This is a genomic window from Pseudarthrobacter lactosi, from assembly GCF_055412785.1.
Genome location: NZ_JBVAYS010000003.1, coordinates 360,330 through 376,834 on the forward strand (window position 1 = coordinate 360,330; position 16,505 = coordinate 376,834).

17 protein-coding genes are annotated in these 16,505 nt (G+C 65.0%); 9 read left to right on the top strand and 8 right to left on the bottom strand.

The window, feature by feature from the left end:
* Nucleotides 1-28: 28 nt before the first annotated feature.
* Nucleotides 29-748, bottom strand: coding sequence for a class F sortase (locus ACZY0Q_RS15185; RefSeq protein ID WP_463918072.1), 720 nt, complete (start codon nt 746-748; stop codon nt 29-31).
* A 122-nt stretch (nt 749-870) separates the two neighbouring features.
* Nucleotides 871-1,734, bottom strand: a complete 864-nt coding sequence (locus tag ACZY0Q_RS15190; RefSeq protein ID WP_463918074.1) for a DUF4397 domain-containing protein — start codon at nt 1,732-1,734, stop codon at nt 871-873.
* A gap of 329 nt (nt 1,735-2,063) precedes the next feature.
* Between ACZY0Q_RS15190 and ACZY0Q_RS15195 the strand changes: the two genes are divergently transcribed.
* The 5 genes from ACZY0Q_RS15195 (at nt 2,064) to ACZY0Q_RS15215 (ending at nt 6,763) form a co-directional block, all read left to right on the top strand.
* Nucleotides 2,064-2,321, top strand: a complete 258-nt coding sequence (locus ACZY0Q_RS15195) for a DUF6458 family protein (RefSeq protein WP_463918075.1) — start codon at nt 2,064-2,066, stop codon at nt 2,319-2,321.
* A 233-nt stretch (nt 2,322-2,554) separates the two neighbouring features.
* On the top strand, nt 2,555-3,355 hold the full coding sequence (locus ACZY0Q_RS15200; protein ID WP_463918077.1) for a DeoR/GlpR family DNA-binding transcription regulator: 801 nt from the start codon (nt 2,555-2,557) through the stop codon (nt 3,353-3,355).
* On the top strand, nt 3,352-4,356 hold the full coding sequence (locus tag ACZY0Q_RS15205; protein WP_463918079.1) for a 1-phosphofructokinase family hexose kinase: 1,005 nt from the start codon (nt 3,352-3,354) through the stop codon (nt 4,354-4,356). The genes ACZY0Q_RS15200 and ACZY0Q_RS15205 overlap by 4 nt, the downstream gene beginning before the upstream one ends.
* Nucleotides 4,357-4,358: 2 nt before the next feature.
* A complete protein-coding gene (locus ACZY0Q_RS15210; RefSeq protein WP_463918081.1) occupies nt 4,359-6,419 on the top strand; it encodes a PTS fructose transporter subunit IIABC in 2,061 nt (686 codons plus the stop codon).
* Nucleotides 6,420-6,484: 65 nt separating this feature from the next.
* Nucleotides 6,485-6,763, top strand: coding sequence for an HPr family phosphocarrier protein (locus ACZY0Q_RS15215; protein WP_193340868.1), 279 nt, complete (start codon nt 6,485-6,487; stop codon nt 6,761-6,763).
* Nucleotides 6,764-6,882: 119 nt separating this feature from the next.
* On the opposite strand, the gene ACZY0Q_RS15220 is transcribed toward ACZY0Q_RS15215, so the two are convergent.
* The 3 genes from ACZY0Q_RS15220 to ACZY0Q_RS15230 all read right to left on the bottom strand — a co-directional run bounded on the left by ACZY0Q_RS15220 (nt 6,883) and on the right by ACZY0Q_RS15230 (nt 8,936).
* Nucleotides 6,883-7,314, bottom strand: coding sequence for an SRPBCC domain-containing protein (locus ACZY0Q_RS15220; protein ID WP_463918084.1), 432 nt, complete (start codon nt 7,312-7,314; stop codon nt 6,883-6,885).
* The gene (locus tag ACZY0Q_RS15225) at nt 7,314-8,159 is read right to left on the bottom strand and encodes a class I SAM-dependent methyltransferase (protein ID WP_463918086.1); all 846 of its coding nucleotides are present in this window, start codon (nt 8,157-8,159) and stop codon (nt 7,314-7,316) included. Before ACZY0Q_RS15225 ends, ACZY0Q_RS15220 begins: the two co-directional genes overlap by 1 nt.
* Before the next feature lie 168 nt (nt 8,160-8,327).
* On the bottom strand, nt 8,328-8,936 hold the full coding sequence (locus ACZY0Q_RS15230) for a TetR/AcrR family transcriptional regulator (protein ID WP_463918088.1): 609 nt from the start codon (nt 8,934-8,936) through the stop codon (nt 8,328-8,330).
* An 81-nt stretch (nt 8,937-9,017) separates the two neighbouring features.
* Between ACZY0Q_RS15230 and ACZY0Q_RS15235 the strand changes: the two genes are divergently transcribed.
* Together ACZY0Q_RS15235 and ACZY0Q_RS15240 are read left to right on the top strand one after the other, a co-directional pair.
* The gene (locus ACZY0Q_RS15235) at nt 9,018-9,335 is read left to right on the top strand and encodes a putative quinol monooxygenase (RefSeq protein WP_463918089.1); all 318 of its coding nucleotides are present in this window, start codon (nt 9,018-9,020) and stop codon (nt 9,333-9,335) included.
* A gap of 293 nt (nt 9,336-9,628) precedes the next feature.
* Entirely contained in the window at nt 9,629-9,895 is a 267-nt protein-coding gene (locus ACZY0Q_RS15240) for a DUF7218 family protein (protein ID WP_463918091.1), read from the top strand.
* Between the two features lie 42 nt (nt 9,896-9,937).
* On the opposite strand, the gene ku is transcribed toward ACZY0Q_RS15240, so the two are convergent.
* Complete coding sequence (ku, locus tag ACZY0Q_RS15245; RefSeq protein WP_463918093.1) at nt 9,938-10,996, bottom strand: non-homologous end joining protein Ku; 1,059 nt, start codon at nt 10,994-10,996, stop codon at nt 9,938-9,940.
* Nucleotides 10,997-11,036: 40 nt separating this feature from the next.
* Between ku and ACZY0Q_RS15250 the strand changes: the two genes are divergently transcribed.
* The gene (locus tag ACZY0Q_RS15250; protein WP_463918094.1) at nt 11,037-13,613 is read left to right on the top strand and encodes an ATP-dependent DNA ligase; all 2,577 of its coding nucleotides are present in this window, start codon (nt 11,037-11,039) and stop codon (nt 13,611-13,613) included.
* 127 nt (nt 13,614-13,740) lie between these two features.
* Here ACZY0Q_RS15250 and ACZY0Q_RS15255 read toward each other — a convergent pair whose 3' ends face one another.
* Together ACZY0Q_RS15255 and ACZY0Q_RS15260 are read right to left on the bottom strand one after the other, a co-directional pair.
* Nucleotides 13,741-14,001 (bottom strand): hypothetical protein, encoded by a 261-nt coding sequence (locus tag ACZY0Q_RS15255; RefSeq protein ID WP_463918096.1) that lies wholly within the window; start codon nt 13,999-14,001, stop codon nt 13,741-13,743.
* A 71-nt stretch (nt 14,002-14,072) separates the two neighbouring features.
* The gene (locus ACZY0Q_RS15260; protein ID WP_463918097.1) at nt 14,073-14,285 is read right to left on the bottom strand and encodes a hypothetical protein; all 213 of its coding nucleotides are present in this window, start codon (nt 14,283-14,285) and stop codon (nt 14,073-14,075) included.
* Nucleotides 14,286-14,786: 501 nt separating this feature from the next.
* On the opposite strand from ACZY0Q_RS15260, the gene ACZY0Q_RS15265 reads away from it, so the two are divergent.
* Nucleotides 14,787-16,403 carry an MFS transporter gene (locus ACZY0Q_RS15265; protein ID WP_463918099.1) on the top strand — a complete coding sequence of 539 codons (1,617 nt, stop codon included), beginning with the start codon at nt 14,787-14,789 and terminating at the stop codon, nt 16,401-16,403.
* The last annotated feature ends 102 nt before the right edge of the window (nt 16,404-16,505 follow it).

Below are 16,505 nucleotides of genomic sequence, written 5' to 3' on the forward strand. Positions count from 1 at the left end.
GTGACGAGAACCACGGCTGGATCACCGTTCACTCAAGGACCGCGGTGACAATCACATTGTCGCTGTAGTCCATTCGTTCGTCCAGCCACCGGCCGCCGCAGGTGACTACTTTCAGTTCGTGCGGGCCCGTGCGGCGGAAGAGTGAATCACCGTCAAAGCTGTCCTTCGCCATCAGATCCACACTGACTACCCGGTAGGTCAACGCAGGCGCACCCTGCCGGCCCACTTGCATGGCGGTTCCCGCGGCCAACGTCGTCAGTTGGGAAAAAGGCGCCCGGTCGGACGTGGTGTCGATATGCCCTGCGATGACCGCGGTGCCTGCGGGCGCTCCGGGAGCCGGGCCGTACCGGTACCAGCCCGCCTGGTCGAAAGCCTCCGGTATTTCCATGGCGGCCTTGGCTGCCACGCCCACCGGCACAACGGTCATGTTTATTGACGTTCCGGCCACGGTGAGCGATGTCGGAGGCGGCACAATGGTTGCCGGAGCTGGGGGCGCTGCGGGCCGCACCGGAATTGTGGCGCGGGTTCGGACCGGGGCCGTGACTTCTGCCGGTGCAGTGATTGCAGCCGAAGGATTCCCGCCTACTGCCCTATCGCCTGTGGCCGCCGTGGAAGGTGCCGCCGGCACGGACGGCGCTTCGGGGGCGCAGGCGGGAAGGAGCAGTGCCGCCGCTGCGGCAAAAGCAACCCGCCACAAAACGGAAACACGACGGCGGGACTCCCCTGCCGTCGTCGTGCTTTTCTTCATGACGTGCCTTCCCGCAACAAGCGCTTGCTGCCTTGGCTGATGAGGGGTAGCCCGGCCACCTGATTGCGCCGGCGGCCGGGCTTCTTCTTGCTGCTCTTGCCTCGCTGCGTGTCGCGCTGGTCTCACCCTTCCCGCAGTTCGGCGATGGTGCGGGCCATACCGATGCCGCCAAGGAGCAGGACCAGGGCTGCAGCGGCGAATCCGACCGTGAGGACGACCTGTCCTGCCGAAGCGCTGCCCGGGAAGCCGCCGGCGGACGTGCCGTTTTCCGATGAGCCATCACGGGCTCCCGGTACCGATCCCGGAGCCGAGTGCAGGCCTTCGATGGTCTGCACGGCCAGCTGCAGGTTGTTGTCCGCCAGGCTGCCCCAGGCATAAACAACGGTGTGCGTCCCTTCGGAGACGGTTACGTCGGCCGGGCCGATCACCGGGGTGGTGGTGCCGGTGGCGGCGACTGCAGCCGAGATGGTTCCCGGGTCCAGGGTGAGGGTTTGTTCGCTGGGGTTGGCAAGGTTGGACACCACGGCGGCGCCACCGGCGAGCACATCCACGGCGGGCGCCGCGGCAGTGTGCCGGACGGTCAGCTTGCCTTTGCCCGGCTCAATTTGTGACACATCATTGGTGAAGAGGTTGGCCGTTGGTTTGCCGGCAGCGTCCAGGTTGGCGACGGCGGTGTAGTTCCCGCTCGCGGCCAGGGTTACGCTGACAGGTCCGATGACGGGTGCCGACGCGTCGGCGGCATCCGAAGCGGTGATGGCGAGTTCGTAGGCACCGGGCGGTAGTGCCAGCGGGCCCGCCAGGCTGCCGGGGGCGAAATCGTCCAGGGTGCGGTCGCCGTTGACCCAGACGTCCACTGTCAGCCCCGGCACGCCGTGCAGAACTGAAAGCTGGGCGTCCCCTTCGGCCGCCTGGGCCGGGCCGGCGAGGGCGATTGCTGCCGCAATTGCCGCTGCGCCTGCTCCTGCTGTGAAAATGCTTTTGCGCATGTCCTTCTCCTTCATCGGCCCGCTTGGCGGGCGTTTTGCTTACACCCCTACTACTGGCGCAGCAGCGGATATGGATGCGCATGCACAGAAATTTCTTCAGGAGGTTTTTACAGCGGCGGCCCCTGGAGCCACGATGTCTCAGGGGATCCCGTCAACCAACGAAATCCCTGCTCCTTTCTGCCGCCAGGGAATTGAGGCCGGCCTTCCACCCTTCACGGGGACACATGATGTAGCCTGACGCTGGAAAGCATGCTTAGTAAGTGCGGCGCACAGGACGCTGCGCGCGTAGTACCGCCCCTCCAAGATCAGCGGACAACAAGGAGCAAGTCATGAGAATCGGTTCTTCCATCTTCCTTATCGCACTCGGCGCCATCCTGGCCTGGGCCGTCGCCCCGGGACTGATCCCCTTCATAGACCAGGTCATGGTGGGCTACATCCTGATTGTCGTCGGCGTGATCGGGCTCATCGCCTCCCTCATCCTGGCCTCACCGGGCCGCAGCCGCCGGGTCAGCGAAACCCGTTCAGTGGTTGATCCCAACACCGGCGAGCGCATCACCCGCAACGAAAGCCGCGACGGCGGCATCTAGCGTTCCGGACCGGAAGCGCCCGTCATGAAACCGGCTAGGCCGGGCTGGACCCCCCGGGGTCCGGTCCGGCTTTTTCGTCCCCCGGACCGGCTCGTCCATAAGACCGGTCCGCCATCTTTGTTTCGGGTGGGTTTCCATTGACAAACCAACATAAGCAAAGATAAAGTCAAGTAATTCCACATCATGTGATACCAGTCACGGATGGAACCCAGACTTTACGCAATGGAGGGTACGTGTTCGCCGAGGAGCGCCAGCAAAAGATTGCCGAGCTTGTTGCCGGCACCGGCCGGGTCAGCGTGACCATGCTGGCTGAGCGCTTCCGCATCACCACCGAAACCGTCCGCCGCGACCTCGCCACCCTTGAAACCACAGGCACTGTGCGAAGGGTCCACGGCGGAGCAGTTGCGGCCGACCGCTTCAGCACCACCGAAGAAAGCATCAACGAACGGGCCATCCAGCGCCCGGACCAGAAGATGCGCATCGCGCAAGCGGCCCTTGCCCTGATCCCCCAGGCAAAGTCCGGCAGCATCCTGCTCGACGCCGGTTCCACCACCGAGGCCTTGGCCGACCTCCTCTCCCGCCGCGTCGCCGTCGAGCCTTCCGCCGAAGCCGGTGCCGAACTGGTGGTCATCACGCACGCCGTTCCCATTGCAGCGAAGCTGTCCAGCACCCCCGGCATCGCCCTCCAGATCCTGGGCGGCAGGGTCCGCGGCCTCACCCAGGCCGCCGTGGGGCAGGCAACGGTGGAGGCGGCGCAGCGGATGCGCCCGGACATCGCCTTCATCGGCGCCAACGGCATCCACCCCAGCTTTGGCCTCAGCACCCCCGATCCTGAAGAAGCCGCCGTCAAGGCAGCCTTCGTCCATTCGGCCCGCCGCATCGTGGTGCTGGCCGATTCCTCCAAGCTGGACGCAGAAACCCTGGTCCAGTTCGCCTCCCTGAAAGATCTGGACACCTTGATTACAGACAGCGAGCCCAGCCCCGAGCTGGCAGCGGCCCTGGCCGAGGCCGGCGTTGACGTGGTGATCGCATGATCGTCACCTTCACGGCCAACCCCAGCCTGGACCGCACGGTGGCCCTGCCCGGACCCCTGGAACGCGGCGAGGTCCAGCGGGCCATCTCGGTCAGCCAGGAATCAGGCGGCAAGGGCGTTAACGTGTCCCGGGCGCTGGTCGCGTCGGGCCTGCAGACCATCGCGGTACTCCCCGGCGGCGACAGCGATCCCGTCCTGGCCGGGTTGCAGCACGACGGCGTCCCGTTCGCCGCCCTGCCCATTGACGAGCCGCTGCGCACCAACGTGGCCCTCACCGAGCCCGGTGGCGTGACCACCAAGATCAACGAGCCCGGGCCGTTGCTCAGCGAAGAGCAGCAGGAAGCCTTGATCGCCCTGCTGCTGGAGCGCGCCCGCAACGCCAGCTGGGTGGTCCTGGCAGGATCCCTGCCGCCGGGCTTCCCGGCCGACTTTTACGCCACCGTCACCCGGCGGTTGCGTTCAGCTGGTTCCGGGGCCGACGGCGGCGTGCCGCTCATCGCCGTCGACTCCTCCGGGGCGCCGCTCGCCGGCGCCGTCTCCGGCACGTCGCTGGATGGCATGTCCGGGAAACCGGACCTCCTCAAACCCAACGCCGAGGAACTGGCGGAACTGGCTGCAGCAGCCGGCTTCGCCACGGCGTCCACCGCAGACGAACTGGAAGCGGATCCGGAGGCTGCAGCAGCGGCCGCCGCCGCCGTCGTGCGTTCCGGTGTGGGTGCTGTGCTGGCAACTCTCGGATCCAAGGGAGCTGTCCTGGTAACGGCCGACGGCGCGTGGCTCGCCACGCATCCGCCGGTCGCCGCGGTCAGTACGGTCGGCGCGGGCGATTCGTCGCTGGCTGGCTATCTGCTCGCCCACGGCCAGGGCGCCGCCCCGGCCGATTGCCTCCGTCAGGCAGTGGCACATGGTGCCGCCGCCGCTTCGCTGCCGGGTTCCACTGTCCCGGCAGTCCACCAAACCACCCCGGATGCCGTAACCATCACGGCCCTTCGAAAGGATTGACAGTGACTCAGCTCATCACCACCGAACTGGTCGAGCTCGACCAGAACCTGGGCACCTCGCCCGAGGACGTGATCCGGCACCTGGCCAGCAAAGTAGCGGCCACCGGACGCGCATCAGAGGTTGAAGGCCTCTTCGCCGACGCCTTCGCCCGGGAGCAGAAGACCGCCACCGGCATCCCCGGAGGCATTGCCATCCCGCACTGCCGCTCTGCCGCGGTCATCGAACCCACGCTGGCCATGGCCCGCCTCAACCCCAAGGTGGACTTCGGCGCCAAAGACGGCCCCGCGGACCTGATCTTCTTCATCGCCGCCCCCGACGGCGCCGATCAGGAACACCTGAAGTTGCTGTCGAAACTGGCCCGGTCCCTGATCAAAAAGGACTTCACGGCGTCGTTGCGTGCGGCTTCTTCCCGCGAGGAAATCGTGGCACTGGTGGATGGCGCTTTGGCGGACAAGCCGGCCGCGCATGCTGCTCCTGCGGCTGCTGCGGCTGCTGCGCCTGCTGCTTCTGCTGATGCGGCGCCTGCCGCCGGCGCGGTTGCAACAGGCTCAACCACCGCGGGTCCCAGGCGCCTGGTGGCCGTGACCGCGTGCCCCACCGGCATCGCCCACACGTACATGGCCGCCGATTCACTGGTTGCCGCTGCCCAGGAAATGGGCGTGGACCTGCAGGTGGAAACCCAGGGTTCCTCCGGCGCGAAGCCGCTTGACCCCGCCGTCATCGCCGCCGCCGAAGCCGTGATCTTCGCGGTGGACGTGGATGTCCGCGGCAAGGAGCGTTTCGCCGGCAAGCCAGTCATCAACGCCCCCGTCAAGCGCGGCATCGACGAGCCCGCCAAGATGGTCCAGGAAGCACTCGCTGCGGCTGAGAATCCGAATGCGCGCCGCGTCCCCCACTTCGGGGCGGAGGAGCAGGCCGAGAACGAGGCCACCGAAAAGGGCGAGCACATCGGCCAGAAGCTGAAGAAGGCCCTCCTCACGGGCGTCAGCTACATGATCCCGTTTGTGGCCGGTGGCGGCCTGCTGATCGCGTTGGGCTTCCTGCTGGCGGGCTTTGACATCGCCCTGGGCACCAAGGCCAACGACATCCTGGCCAATAACACTTTGTTCAACCTGCCCGACGGCAATTTGGCCCTTTACCTTGGCACCGTTTTCTTCAAGATCGGCGCCCTGTCGATGGGCTTCCTGGTACCGGCGCTGGCCGGCTACATCGCATACGCCATCGCCGACCGGCCCGGAATTGCACCGGGCTTCGTCGCTGGCGCGGTTGCCGGATTCATGGGCGCCGGCTTCCTCGGCGGCATTGTGGGCGGCCTGCTGGCCGGCTACATCGCCCACCTGATCGGCACATGGCAGGTCGCCCGGTGGCTGCGGGGCCTGATGCCAGTGGTCATCATTCCTCTGCTGGCATCGATCGTGGCCTCGGGGCTGATGTTCCTGTTCCTCGGCGGACCGATCGCTGGTATCACGCTTGGACTGAACACATGGCTGTCCGGCATGTCCGGTGCGTCCGCCGTCGTTCTGGGCATCATTCTCGGCCTCATGATGTGCTTCGACCTCGGCGGCCCCGTCAACAAGGTTGCCTACGCCTTCGCAGTGGCCGGCCTGAGCGCCGGCAGCGCCACCAACCAGGCCCCGTGGCAGATCATGGCAACCGTGATGGCCGCAGGCATGGTCCCGCCGCTGGCAATGGCCCTGGCCACTGTCCTCGATAAGAAGCTCTTCAGCCTGGCTGAACGCGAAAACGGCAAGGCAGCCTGGCTGCTGGGCGCCTCCTTCATCTCCGAAGGTGCCATCCCGTTCGCAGCGGCCGACCCGCTGCGAGTGATCCCCGCCAGCATGGTGGGCGGCGCCCTCACCGGAGCCCTCTGCATGGCCACCGGCGTCACCTCCCAGGCACCCCACGGCGGTATCTTCGTGTTCTTCGCCATTGGCAACCTGGCGATGTTCGTCATCGCCATCCTGGCCGGAACCGTGGTCAGCGCGCTGGCAGTCATCGCCCTCAAGCGATGGGCCGTCCGCGAGCCCGCTGCTACCGTGGAGTCCGTTCCCGCAACGGTCTGACACTGCCTTACCCACCACAGATTCACGGCGCTGAACCCGGCGCCGAAAGACAAGAAGGAGCAATAATGTCAGAACGCACCGCAACCGTCGCCAGCCGAGTAGGCCTGCACGCCCGCCCCGCCGCCATCTTTGCCGAGGCCGCCGGCGAGTTCGACCTGGACATCACCATCGCCCGCCAAGGCGAGCCGGTCGATGAGGCAATGGACGCCGCGAGCATCCTGTCCCTCATGAGCCTGGGTGCCGCCCACGGCGATGTTGTGGTGCTCCGCGCCGAAGGCACAGGCGCGGATGACGCCCTGGAGCGTCTGGTCCAGATCCTGGAAACGGACCACGACGCCGAGTAAACAGCCGGACGCCAGCGGCCGCCGTCGTGCCTGTCCCCTCTCGTAGGGCAGGCACGACGGCGGCCGCTGGCTTTTCTCGTGCACTTTCAGTTTTTCTCGTGCACTTTCAGTAGGGGCGGTTAGCCGCGTTCGGCGATCTTCTTCACGTCCGCCACGAGCATGTCCCACATGCCCTTGGAGTGTTCCGCCGCGTCTTCGCTGGCGTTGTTGTCCTGCGACAGCGTAAGCACTGTTGCACCGTCCTGGCCCTCGAGGGTCCAGGTGAGCGTGTGGTAATTTTCCGGCATGTCCTCCTGGCCGCCCAGCGGACTGAAGTGCGTGTGGACCAGCTTGCGGCCAGGATCCACCTCAAGGATCTCGCCCTTATCCTCGTAGGGTTTGCCTTCCCACTCGCCACGCCACGCGATGGGGCTACCCTCCGTCCAGTCCGTCTCCAGGTCCGCGCCGAACATAAATTCCTTGACGGCGGCCGGATCGGTGATGACTTCCCAGACGCGGTCCGCCGGAGCATCAATGGTGATAGTGGATGTGGCCACAAGGTTCGTGGGCATTATTTGGCCTTCCTGGCGGTCAACAGCAGATATTCCCATTCCATCTGCCATACGGCGTCGCCGTGCGCGTCGCCGAAGGAGTCGGCAAGTTCGGTGAGGGCCATGTCCAGCGCCTGGACCTTGTCCTTGTCGTCGCCGATGAACTTGTACACCGAGATGGTGGGACCGTAGTGGGACTTGAAATAGCGCAGGAAGTCCTCCGGCTGGTGGAAACTGCGGATGGCCAACGTGCGCTTTTTCGCCTGGATATCGGTGATCCTGTCGCCGAAGAGTTCCCGCACATGATCCTCGCTGCCCCACAGCGGCGGCGGCTGGGCTCCGGGCGGAGGCGGCGGCGCGAACGGCTTCATGGTGGCAAACATCCTTCCAATGAAGCCTTCGGGCGTCCAGCTGAGCAGGCCGATGGTGCCGCCGGGCTTGCACACCCGGACAATTTCGTCCGCTCCGGCCTGATGGTGCGGAGCGAACATCACGCCCATGCAGGACGTGACCACGTCAAAGGCGTGGTCCTCGAACGGCAGCGACTCGGCGTCTGCTTCCAGCCATTCAAGCCTGGCGCCGCGATCGGCAGCCTGCCGACGGCCGGCGTCGAACAGCTCCGGGGTGAGGTCGCTGGCCACCACATGGGCGCCCATCATGGCCGCAGGAATGGCCGCGTTGCCGGCACCGGCCGCCACGTCCAAAACGTGCTGCTTCGGCTTGATTCCGCAGGCATCAACCAAAATGGCCCCGAGATCCTGGACCAGTTCACTGGCAAGTGCCGGGTAATCCCCGGAGGCCCACATGGCCCGGTGCTTTTGCTTTAATGCCCGGTCTGCCTCGTCTACGTCCGCTTTGTCATTCATGGTGGCGCCCCTCTCCTTTGACAGGCTTTTCCCTTGACAGGCTTCCAGTGACAGCACGCTGTTCCACAGAGCTGTAATGCGACCCATTGTGGCCGCAGCGGTGCGGGCTGTAAAGCGTCTGGAGCTACAAACGGTGTCATCCCAGAAGTCGTCTGCACGGCCGCCAGGTCAGGGCTGGTCCTGCTGCGCGATTCCCTGCAGAACCTGATCAACCAACGCCTCGACCGTGGACCTGTCCAGAGGCCCGTGTCCGAACAACAACCGCAGGTACACGGGTCCGTAAAGGCCGTCGAGTACGACTTCGAGGTCGAGATCAGCACGCAGTTCTCCACGCTTAATGGCGCGGATGAGGACCTCGCGCCCCACTGTCCGCCGCGGCTCAAGCCAGCCCGACCGAAAGGCCGCCGCCAACTGAGTGTCATGTTGGGCCTCGCCCAAGAGCGCAACAGCCATCTGCCCCAGACTGGTTTCTCCGAGCACGTGCGCGAGAGCGGACACCTGTGCGACAAGGTCCTCCCGCAGGGTTCCAGTGTCAGGAAAAGCAAGGTCAGCTTCGACCTCTGACAAGAACGCCTCCAGCAGTATCGCTCCCTTACCCGGCCACCACCGGTAGATGGTCGCTTTACTCGCGCCAGCCCGGTCCGCGATCCCGTCGATGGTCATGCGTGAGTATCCAGATTGTTCAAATAGCCCAATCGCTGCCCTCAAAACCGCTTCCTGCGTGCGTGACGAACGCCGAGACGGAGGGGTCGGCTTCTCGCGGTGCTGATCGGTCATGACGTGAGTCTACCGAAACGAAACGATTCGTGTAGGCTGCAAACCGAAACGCTTCGTTTCGTCAGAATCTAAAGGACCACCATGTCTCAGATCGCCGTATTCATCACGCACCGGACCAAGCCTGGTCAACGCGATGCCGTTCGTGCCATCTGGCAACGGCATATGGCCCCGGCCGTCCAGGCCAACGACGGCCATGACGCCTACTTTTACTGCGTCGACCCTGCCGACCCAGACGTCGTGTGCGCCTTCCAGTTGTACCGCGATGCCGCCGCCTCCGCCGCTTTCCTGACCACTGCGGCCTACCGCGACTACCAGCACGAGGTCACCCCTTTGCTTCTGGGCCCCCCTGACGTCAAGCAGCTTGTCCCCGTCTGGTCCAAGCCGTGCCCAATCACCTAATGGCGAGACCGTTCGTTCGACGAGCTGGCCGCATGACGGACGCTCTGCGAACGCTCTTTGAGCCGACCGACCATGGTCGATGACAAAACCGGTCCGGGTGATTCTGCGCCGGATGACCGGCAGGAAATCGACGACGCCATTGTGCTGAGGTTGCTTCCTTGTGTTTCCAGAGTCCCGGAATTAGCGTGGAAGCCTGACCAGCCAATACGGTGCGACGGCGTCCGGGATTTCGACAGGCACAGTCACCGGAGATTGAGCCTGTCGAAATTCCGGACGCGGTGAAGGAGGACGACATGCCCGGAAAGAAAAACCCGAGCCTGAAAGATCCCGAACTCTACGAGGAGCTGCGCGACGACGGCGCGTCCAAGCAGAAGGCCGCCCGCATCTCGAACGCGGCCGCCAACAAAGGCCGCTCCGCGGTGGGACGCAAGGGCGGCAAATCCGGCGATTACGAGGATTGGACCGTCCCGCAGCTGAAGGCCAAAGCCAAGGAAATAGGCCTCACCGGTTACTCAGCCAAAAAGAAGAGCGAGCTTATCTCCGCCCTGCGGAAATCCTAGGCGGCGGCCATCTCCCCCAACGCAACGTGTTCGCGCACCGCATCAAGCACCCTTTCGCGCCCGCGTGGTGGTGGCCTTCACCGCAGGCTTCGCAGCGGCGGCCGTGGTGGCGGACTTGGTGGCGGACTTGGTTCCGGAGGACTTCGCCGCAGCCGTCTTGGCACCGGTTGTCCTCGCCCCTGCAGTCTTGGCGCCGGCTCGGGCTGGAGCCTTCCCGCCGGAACTGCCGGCACTTTCTTCCGTGCCGGCGTCGTCCGCGTCCCCGGAGGCCGCATCCGCGGTGCCCGCATCCTCAGCGGCGGAAGGCTTCCCGCCGCCGCGCTTCCGCTCCAGGCTGCGCTTCAGCGCCTCCATCAGGTCGATGACCTCGCCGTTGCCGCCCTCACCGGCTTCTGCGCCAAACGTTTCATCGGTATCGAGCGAATCGCCCTTCTCCAGCTTGGCCTCGATGAGCTTCCGGAGCTGCACCTGATAGTCATCGGTGAAGTGCTCGGGCTCGAAATCGGCGGCCATGGACTCCACCAGAGCGGCGGACATTTCGCGTTCCTGGGCGGAAATCCGGATGGACGTATCCAGGGCCGGGAAGCTGGCCTCCCGGACCTCATCGGGCCACAGCAGGGACTGCAGGACCAGGACGTCGTCCTTGATGCGCAGCGCCCCCAGCCGGGTCTTCTCGCGCAGGGCGAACTGGACGATGGCCACCCGGTCCGTATCCTCGAGCGCCCGACGAAGCAGGACGTAGGCCTTGGGCGACTTGGAATCCGGCTCCAGGTAGTAGCTCTTCTCGAACATCATGGGTTCGAGCTGTTCGGACGGAACAAACTGGACCACTTCGATCTCGTGGCTGTTTTCCGCCGGGATGGATTTGAGTTCATCCTTGGACAGGACCACCGTCCGGCCGTCGTCCTCGAACGCCTTGTCGATGTCCGAATAATCGATGATCTTGCTGCACACCTCGCAGCGGCGCTGGTACCGGATCCGGCCGCCGTCGGCATTGTGGACCTGGTGGAGGCTGATGTCGTGGTCCTCGGTGGCGCTGTAGACCTTCACGGGCACGTTCACCAGGCCAAACGCAATGGCACCTTTCCAGATGGCTCTCATCCCTCAAGTGAACATCACGCGGGGCCGGAGGTGAAGACCCATGGCCGGTCCTAAGGAGCGTGTCAGGGTGGCGGGCCGGGAACTGACCCTCACCAACCTGGACAAAATCATCTACCCGGAGACCGGCACTACCAAGGCCGACGTCCTGGCCTACTATGCCGCCGTGGCCCATGTCCTGATTCCCGCAGCGGCCAACCGGCCCGCCACGCGCAAGCGGTGGGTCAACGGCGTGGGCACCGCCGGGCAGCCCGGCGAAGTGTTCTTCCAGAAGAACCTGGAGGATTCAGCGCCCGGCTGGCTCCCCCGGGCTGCCATCAAGCACAAGGACCGGACCATCTACTACCCGATGGTGAACGATCCCGCCACGCTCACCTGGTTCGGCCAGATCAATTCCCTGGAAATCCACGTCCCCCAGTGGCAAGTGGACTCCCACGGCAGGCAGCTCAATCCGGACCGCCTGGTCCTGGACCTCGATCCCGGCGAGGGCGCAGGCCTGGCGGAATGCGCCGAGGTGGCGTTCCTGGCGAGGGCCATCCTGCAGGACGTGGGCCTGGAACCTGTGCCGGTGACCAGTGGCAGCAAGGGCATTCACCTCTATGCCGGCCTTGACGGCACCCAGACCTCCGATCAGATCTCGGATTTTGCCCACGAATTGGCCCGCGCGCTGGAAGCGGACCACCCGGATCTTGCCGTCAGCGACATGAAAAAGACATTGCGCAAAGGCAAGGTTCTGGTGGACTGGAGCCAGAACAGCGCCGCCAAAACCACCATCGTGCCGTACTCCCTGCGCGGCCGGCTCACCCCCACGGTGGCCGCCCCGCGGACCTGGCAGGAGATCGGCTCCCCCAAGCTCCAGCACCTCGACTACAACGCCGTGCTGCGCCGGGTGAAAGCGGGCAAGGACGCCTTTGCCGCCGTCGGCCGCGGTGCCGGGCACCCGGGGGACGCCGGGGACCATGGCTCCCCAGACGGGAAGACGGACGACGGCGGCGCGCACACCCGTCTGGAGCGGTACCGGTCGATGCGGGACCCCCACGCGACGCCGGAACCGTTCTCCGGCGCTTCCGGAAACGGCGACACCTTTGTGATCCAAGAGCACCACGCGAGCAGGCTGCACTTCGACTTCCGGCTGGAGCACGAGGGCGTGCTGGTGTCCTGGGCCCTGCCGAAAGGCGTCCCGGAATCCGGTGGCAAGAACCACCTGGCGGTCCAGACCGAGGACCACCCCCTGGACTATGCCACTTTTGCGGGCACCATTCCCAAAGGCCAATACGGCGCCGGTGAAGTCACCATCTGGGACCACGGCACGTATGAACTGGAGAAATGGATCAACGGCCGGGAGGTCATCGCCACCCTGACGGGCTCTGAGGGCGGGGGCCTCGGCGGCACCAGGAAGTTCGCCCTCATCCACACCGGCCGCGGGCAGGGCAAGGACGCCGAAGGGCAATGGCTCATCCACCTGATGGACAAGGACCACCACACGTTCCATCCGCGGCGGGCCCACATGGAAGATGAACCGGCGGAGGAACCGGACGATGCTTCGACGGCGGATTCCGCGGCGGGTGATTCGGCGGCGGGTGATTCGGCGGACGGCACTTCCAGGACTGAGCCGGCCGCCGCAGTTGCCCCGGCCGCAGCCACGCCTTCCCCGCCACGTCGCGCGGAGGATTTCAGTCCCATGATGGCCACTGCGGGCACCGCCGCCGACCTCCACGGCAGCGACTGGCAGTTTGAGCTGAAGTGGGACGGTGTGCGTGCCCTGCTGGTCGCGGACGAAAAGAAGGTCCGTATCTTCAGCCGCAACGGCATTGATGTCACCGCAACCTACCCGGAGCTGACGGACCGGGCCTGCTGGCCGGCGAGGCCGTTCGTCGCGGACGGTGAGATCATCGCCGTCGGGCGTTCCGGGAAGCCCGACTTCGGGCTGCTCCAGGGACGCATGAAGCTGACCCGGCCCGGCGACGTCGCAAGGGCCCGCGCAGCGATTCCGGTCCGGCTCATGCTTTTTGACCTCCTGTCTGACGGCGGCGAGGACCTCCGCCGGCTGCCTTTCGCGAAGCGGCGGCAGCGGTTGGAGGAGTTCCATCGCCCGTCGGAGTCTCCCGTGGAGCTGTCCACCATCCTGGACGAGAGGATCGAGCACATCCTGGACAGCGCACAGGAACTGGGCCTCGAGGGCGTGATGGCCAAGCGGACCGACAGCCGCTACGTCAGCGGGCAACGGACCCGGACGTGGATCAAAATCAAGCTGGAGCAGACGCAGGAAGTGGTGGTGGGTGGCTGGCGGCCGGGCAAAGGCGGGCGGCAAAGTTCGGTAGGTTCGCTGCTGGTGGGCATCCCCGAGGGCAACAAGCTGCGCTATGTGGGCCGGGTGGGCAGCGGGTTCAGCATGCGCGAACTGGAGGAACTCCGGCGGAAGGTGGACGATCTGGCGCGCAAGACGTCACCGTTCGACGACGTTCCCCACGAGGACGCCTCGGATGCCCATTGGGTGACGCCCCGGATGGTGGGCGAGGTGACTTTCGGGGAATGGACGGGCAGCGGCAAGCTCAGGCATCCGGTGTGGAGGGGCTGGCGGCTGGACAAGTCCCCGGACGAAGTAGTGCCGGAGGGGTAGCCACGGCTCGCCCATGACGCGCAAATTTTCCTGGGACACCGAAACGGCTTGACGACACCCGAATTCGGGTGTCGTCAAGCCGTTTCTGTGTCGTCAGGTTAGATCCGCGTCGTCAGCGGGATTGTGCCTAGGACGAGTGCGGCATCTGGGGGCGGCCGGTGCGGTGCACGGCCGTGACTGCAGTTTCCTGCCCCATGCGGCCGTGGCCTGTACCCCGCTCTTTGGGGTGCCGGCGCTTGCCGTTGCCGTCCGGCCACTGGCGTTCGCCTGCCATGGCAGTAGTCACCGCAATGGTGGCCGGGTCCGGCATGGACGGGGTGTCCATGGCTGCCGCGAGATGGCCCGCGACCTCCGGTTCGATCTTTTCTCCAGCATGTTTTTCAGCCATTTTTTCTTCCTTCCGCAATGAAATGAAGTGGTTACCAATAGTAGGTCTGGCGTGCTGTGCCGGCGCTGGAATTACCAGCGGACCTTCTTCTCCGCCGGGCCCTGCTTGCCGCTGGCATGCGTGGGCTTGTGGCTCTTGCCGACGCTCTGCAGCCCGGCGTCGCCGCCCCGGGATTTGCTGGCGAGCATGGCCCGCTGTGCGTCGGTGAGTCCGGCCCGGATGCCCTTTTCGTCGGCCTCGTCCTGCGCGGAGTCGGGCTGGCTGGGAGTGTTGTTTTCAGTCATTTGGTGGAACCTTTCTGAGGAGAATCAGTGTGTCTGACGAGATCAGCTGGACGGGGCCGGTGGTACCAGGCCGCAGGCGTCCGCCTACTCAAGAATCAGTGTTCCCATGGCTCAACAATAGGCAGTTTCAGGCTCGGTTGTGAACCCCCGGCTTCCGGCCTCTACGTGGGGCCGGATGACGGTCTGCAAGGCAGGCAGGACCGCAGCCCGGACGGCCGTGGCGGCTGTCACTTTTCCGCGTGATTCAGGGGAAAAATGGTCCCGAAAATGCGTCCGGAACAAAAGATTCGATAACGATGAGCCCGAATCGCCAGAATCCCAGTAACGACGGGGCGAGACCCGCCAAAAGAAATCGCTCAAAACCAGTGGAAACGCTCTCTAAGGAGGGAACTTTACGGCATGAAACTCTCAATTGCCACGGAAACCGCGTAAAATTGAAGGCCTGCCCAGAGCGGGGCAGCTACAAGTCGCAAGCAAATGACCTCCATAGGAGTCGCCCAAATGCCCACAGACCGAAGCACGACCGACTCTTCAGCAGGCGTGAACAACGCCGGCCGACCCAACGATGCAGGACCCAACAACGCACGACCTACCGCGCCAACAAGTGCGCGGAAACCTAAGATCCTTTCGCGTCGCCGACTCAAAGAGTCCGACGTGAACGTGGTCAACCAGCCCATGCTTAAGAAGGCGCTCGGCGGAACCATCGTGGGTAACACCATGGAATGGTTCGACGTCGGCGTGTTCGGCTACCTGATCACCACCATGGGACCCGTCTTCCTTCCCGAAGCCGACAAGTCCGTCCAGACGCTGTTCCTGCTTGGAACCTTCGCCGCCACGTTCATCGCCCGTCCACTCGGCGGCATCGTGTTCGGCTGGCTCGGCGACAAGATCGGGCGCCAAAAGGTCCTCGCCGCAACACTCATGATCATGGCGGCGAGCACGTTCGCCGTCGGACTCCTGCCCGGATACGCGCAGATCGGCATCTGGGCCGCGGCACTGCTGGTAATCCTGAAGCTCATACAGGGCTTCTCCACCGGCGGTGAATACGCCGGCGCCACCACGTTCGTCAGCGAATACGCTCCGGACAAGCGCCGTGGATTCTTTGCAAGCTTCCTGGACATGGGCAGCTACCTCGGATTTGCCCTGGGTGCGGCACTGGTTTCCGTCCTGCAGCTGACCCTCGGCCAGAGCACCATGGAGGAATGGGGCTGGCGCATTCCATTCCTGATTGCAGGTCCGTTGGGCCTCATCGCGATCTACTTCCGGAACAAGATCGAGGAATCCCCTCAGTTCCAGGCCACCCTGGACGCGCAGGAATCCATCGGACAGGCCGCCGCAGCAGCAGCAGCTGACGTGGACGCCGCCAAGACTCCGGTCGGAATCGTCAAGGCTTATTGGCGCTCACTCCTCGTGGCGATGATCCTTGTCGCCGCTGCCAACACCGCCGGTTACGCCCTGACGTCCTACATGCCCACGTACCTCACCGAGTCCAAGGGCTACGACGAGGTCCACGGCACGCTCCTGACCATCCCCGTGCTGGTCATCATGGCGTTGTGCATCCCGCTGACGGGCAAGTTGTCCGACCGCATCGGCCGCCGTCCGGTCCTGTGGATCGGCGCCATCAGCACCGTGGTGCTGGCTACGCCGGCCTTCCTGCTCATCGGTGTTGGTGAGGTGTGGTCCACGCTGGCAGGCCTCTCGCTGATCGCCTTCCCCGTGACGTTCTATGTTGCGAACCTCGCGTCGGCATTGCCTGCGCAGTTCCCGACAGCCAACAGGTACAGCGCCATGGGTATCGCCTACAACTTCGCCGTTGCCATCTTCGGGGGCACCACCCCGTTCATCGTTGCTGCGCTGATCAAGGCCACCGGCAATGACATGATGCCGGCGTACTACCTCATGGTGACTTCAGCCATCGGGGCTGTGGCCATCTACTTCCTGAAGGAATCAGCCAAGCGTCCGCTGCCCGGCTCCATGCCCAGCGTGGACACCCAGGCGGAGGCCAAGGAACTGGTTGCCACCCAGGACGAGAACCCTCTGATCAACCTGGCCGACATGCCGTTCGAATCCCAGGACGTCACCGATGCCGCGGCCGCCAAGGTTCCTGCCGGAGCCTAAGCACCGCACAACAAACCGGCCTGACTGGGCCGTCTTGTAGCCCGCGCTCAAAGGCCCGTCCTACGCGCTTCCCTTGGGGGGAAGCACGAAGGGCGGGCCTTA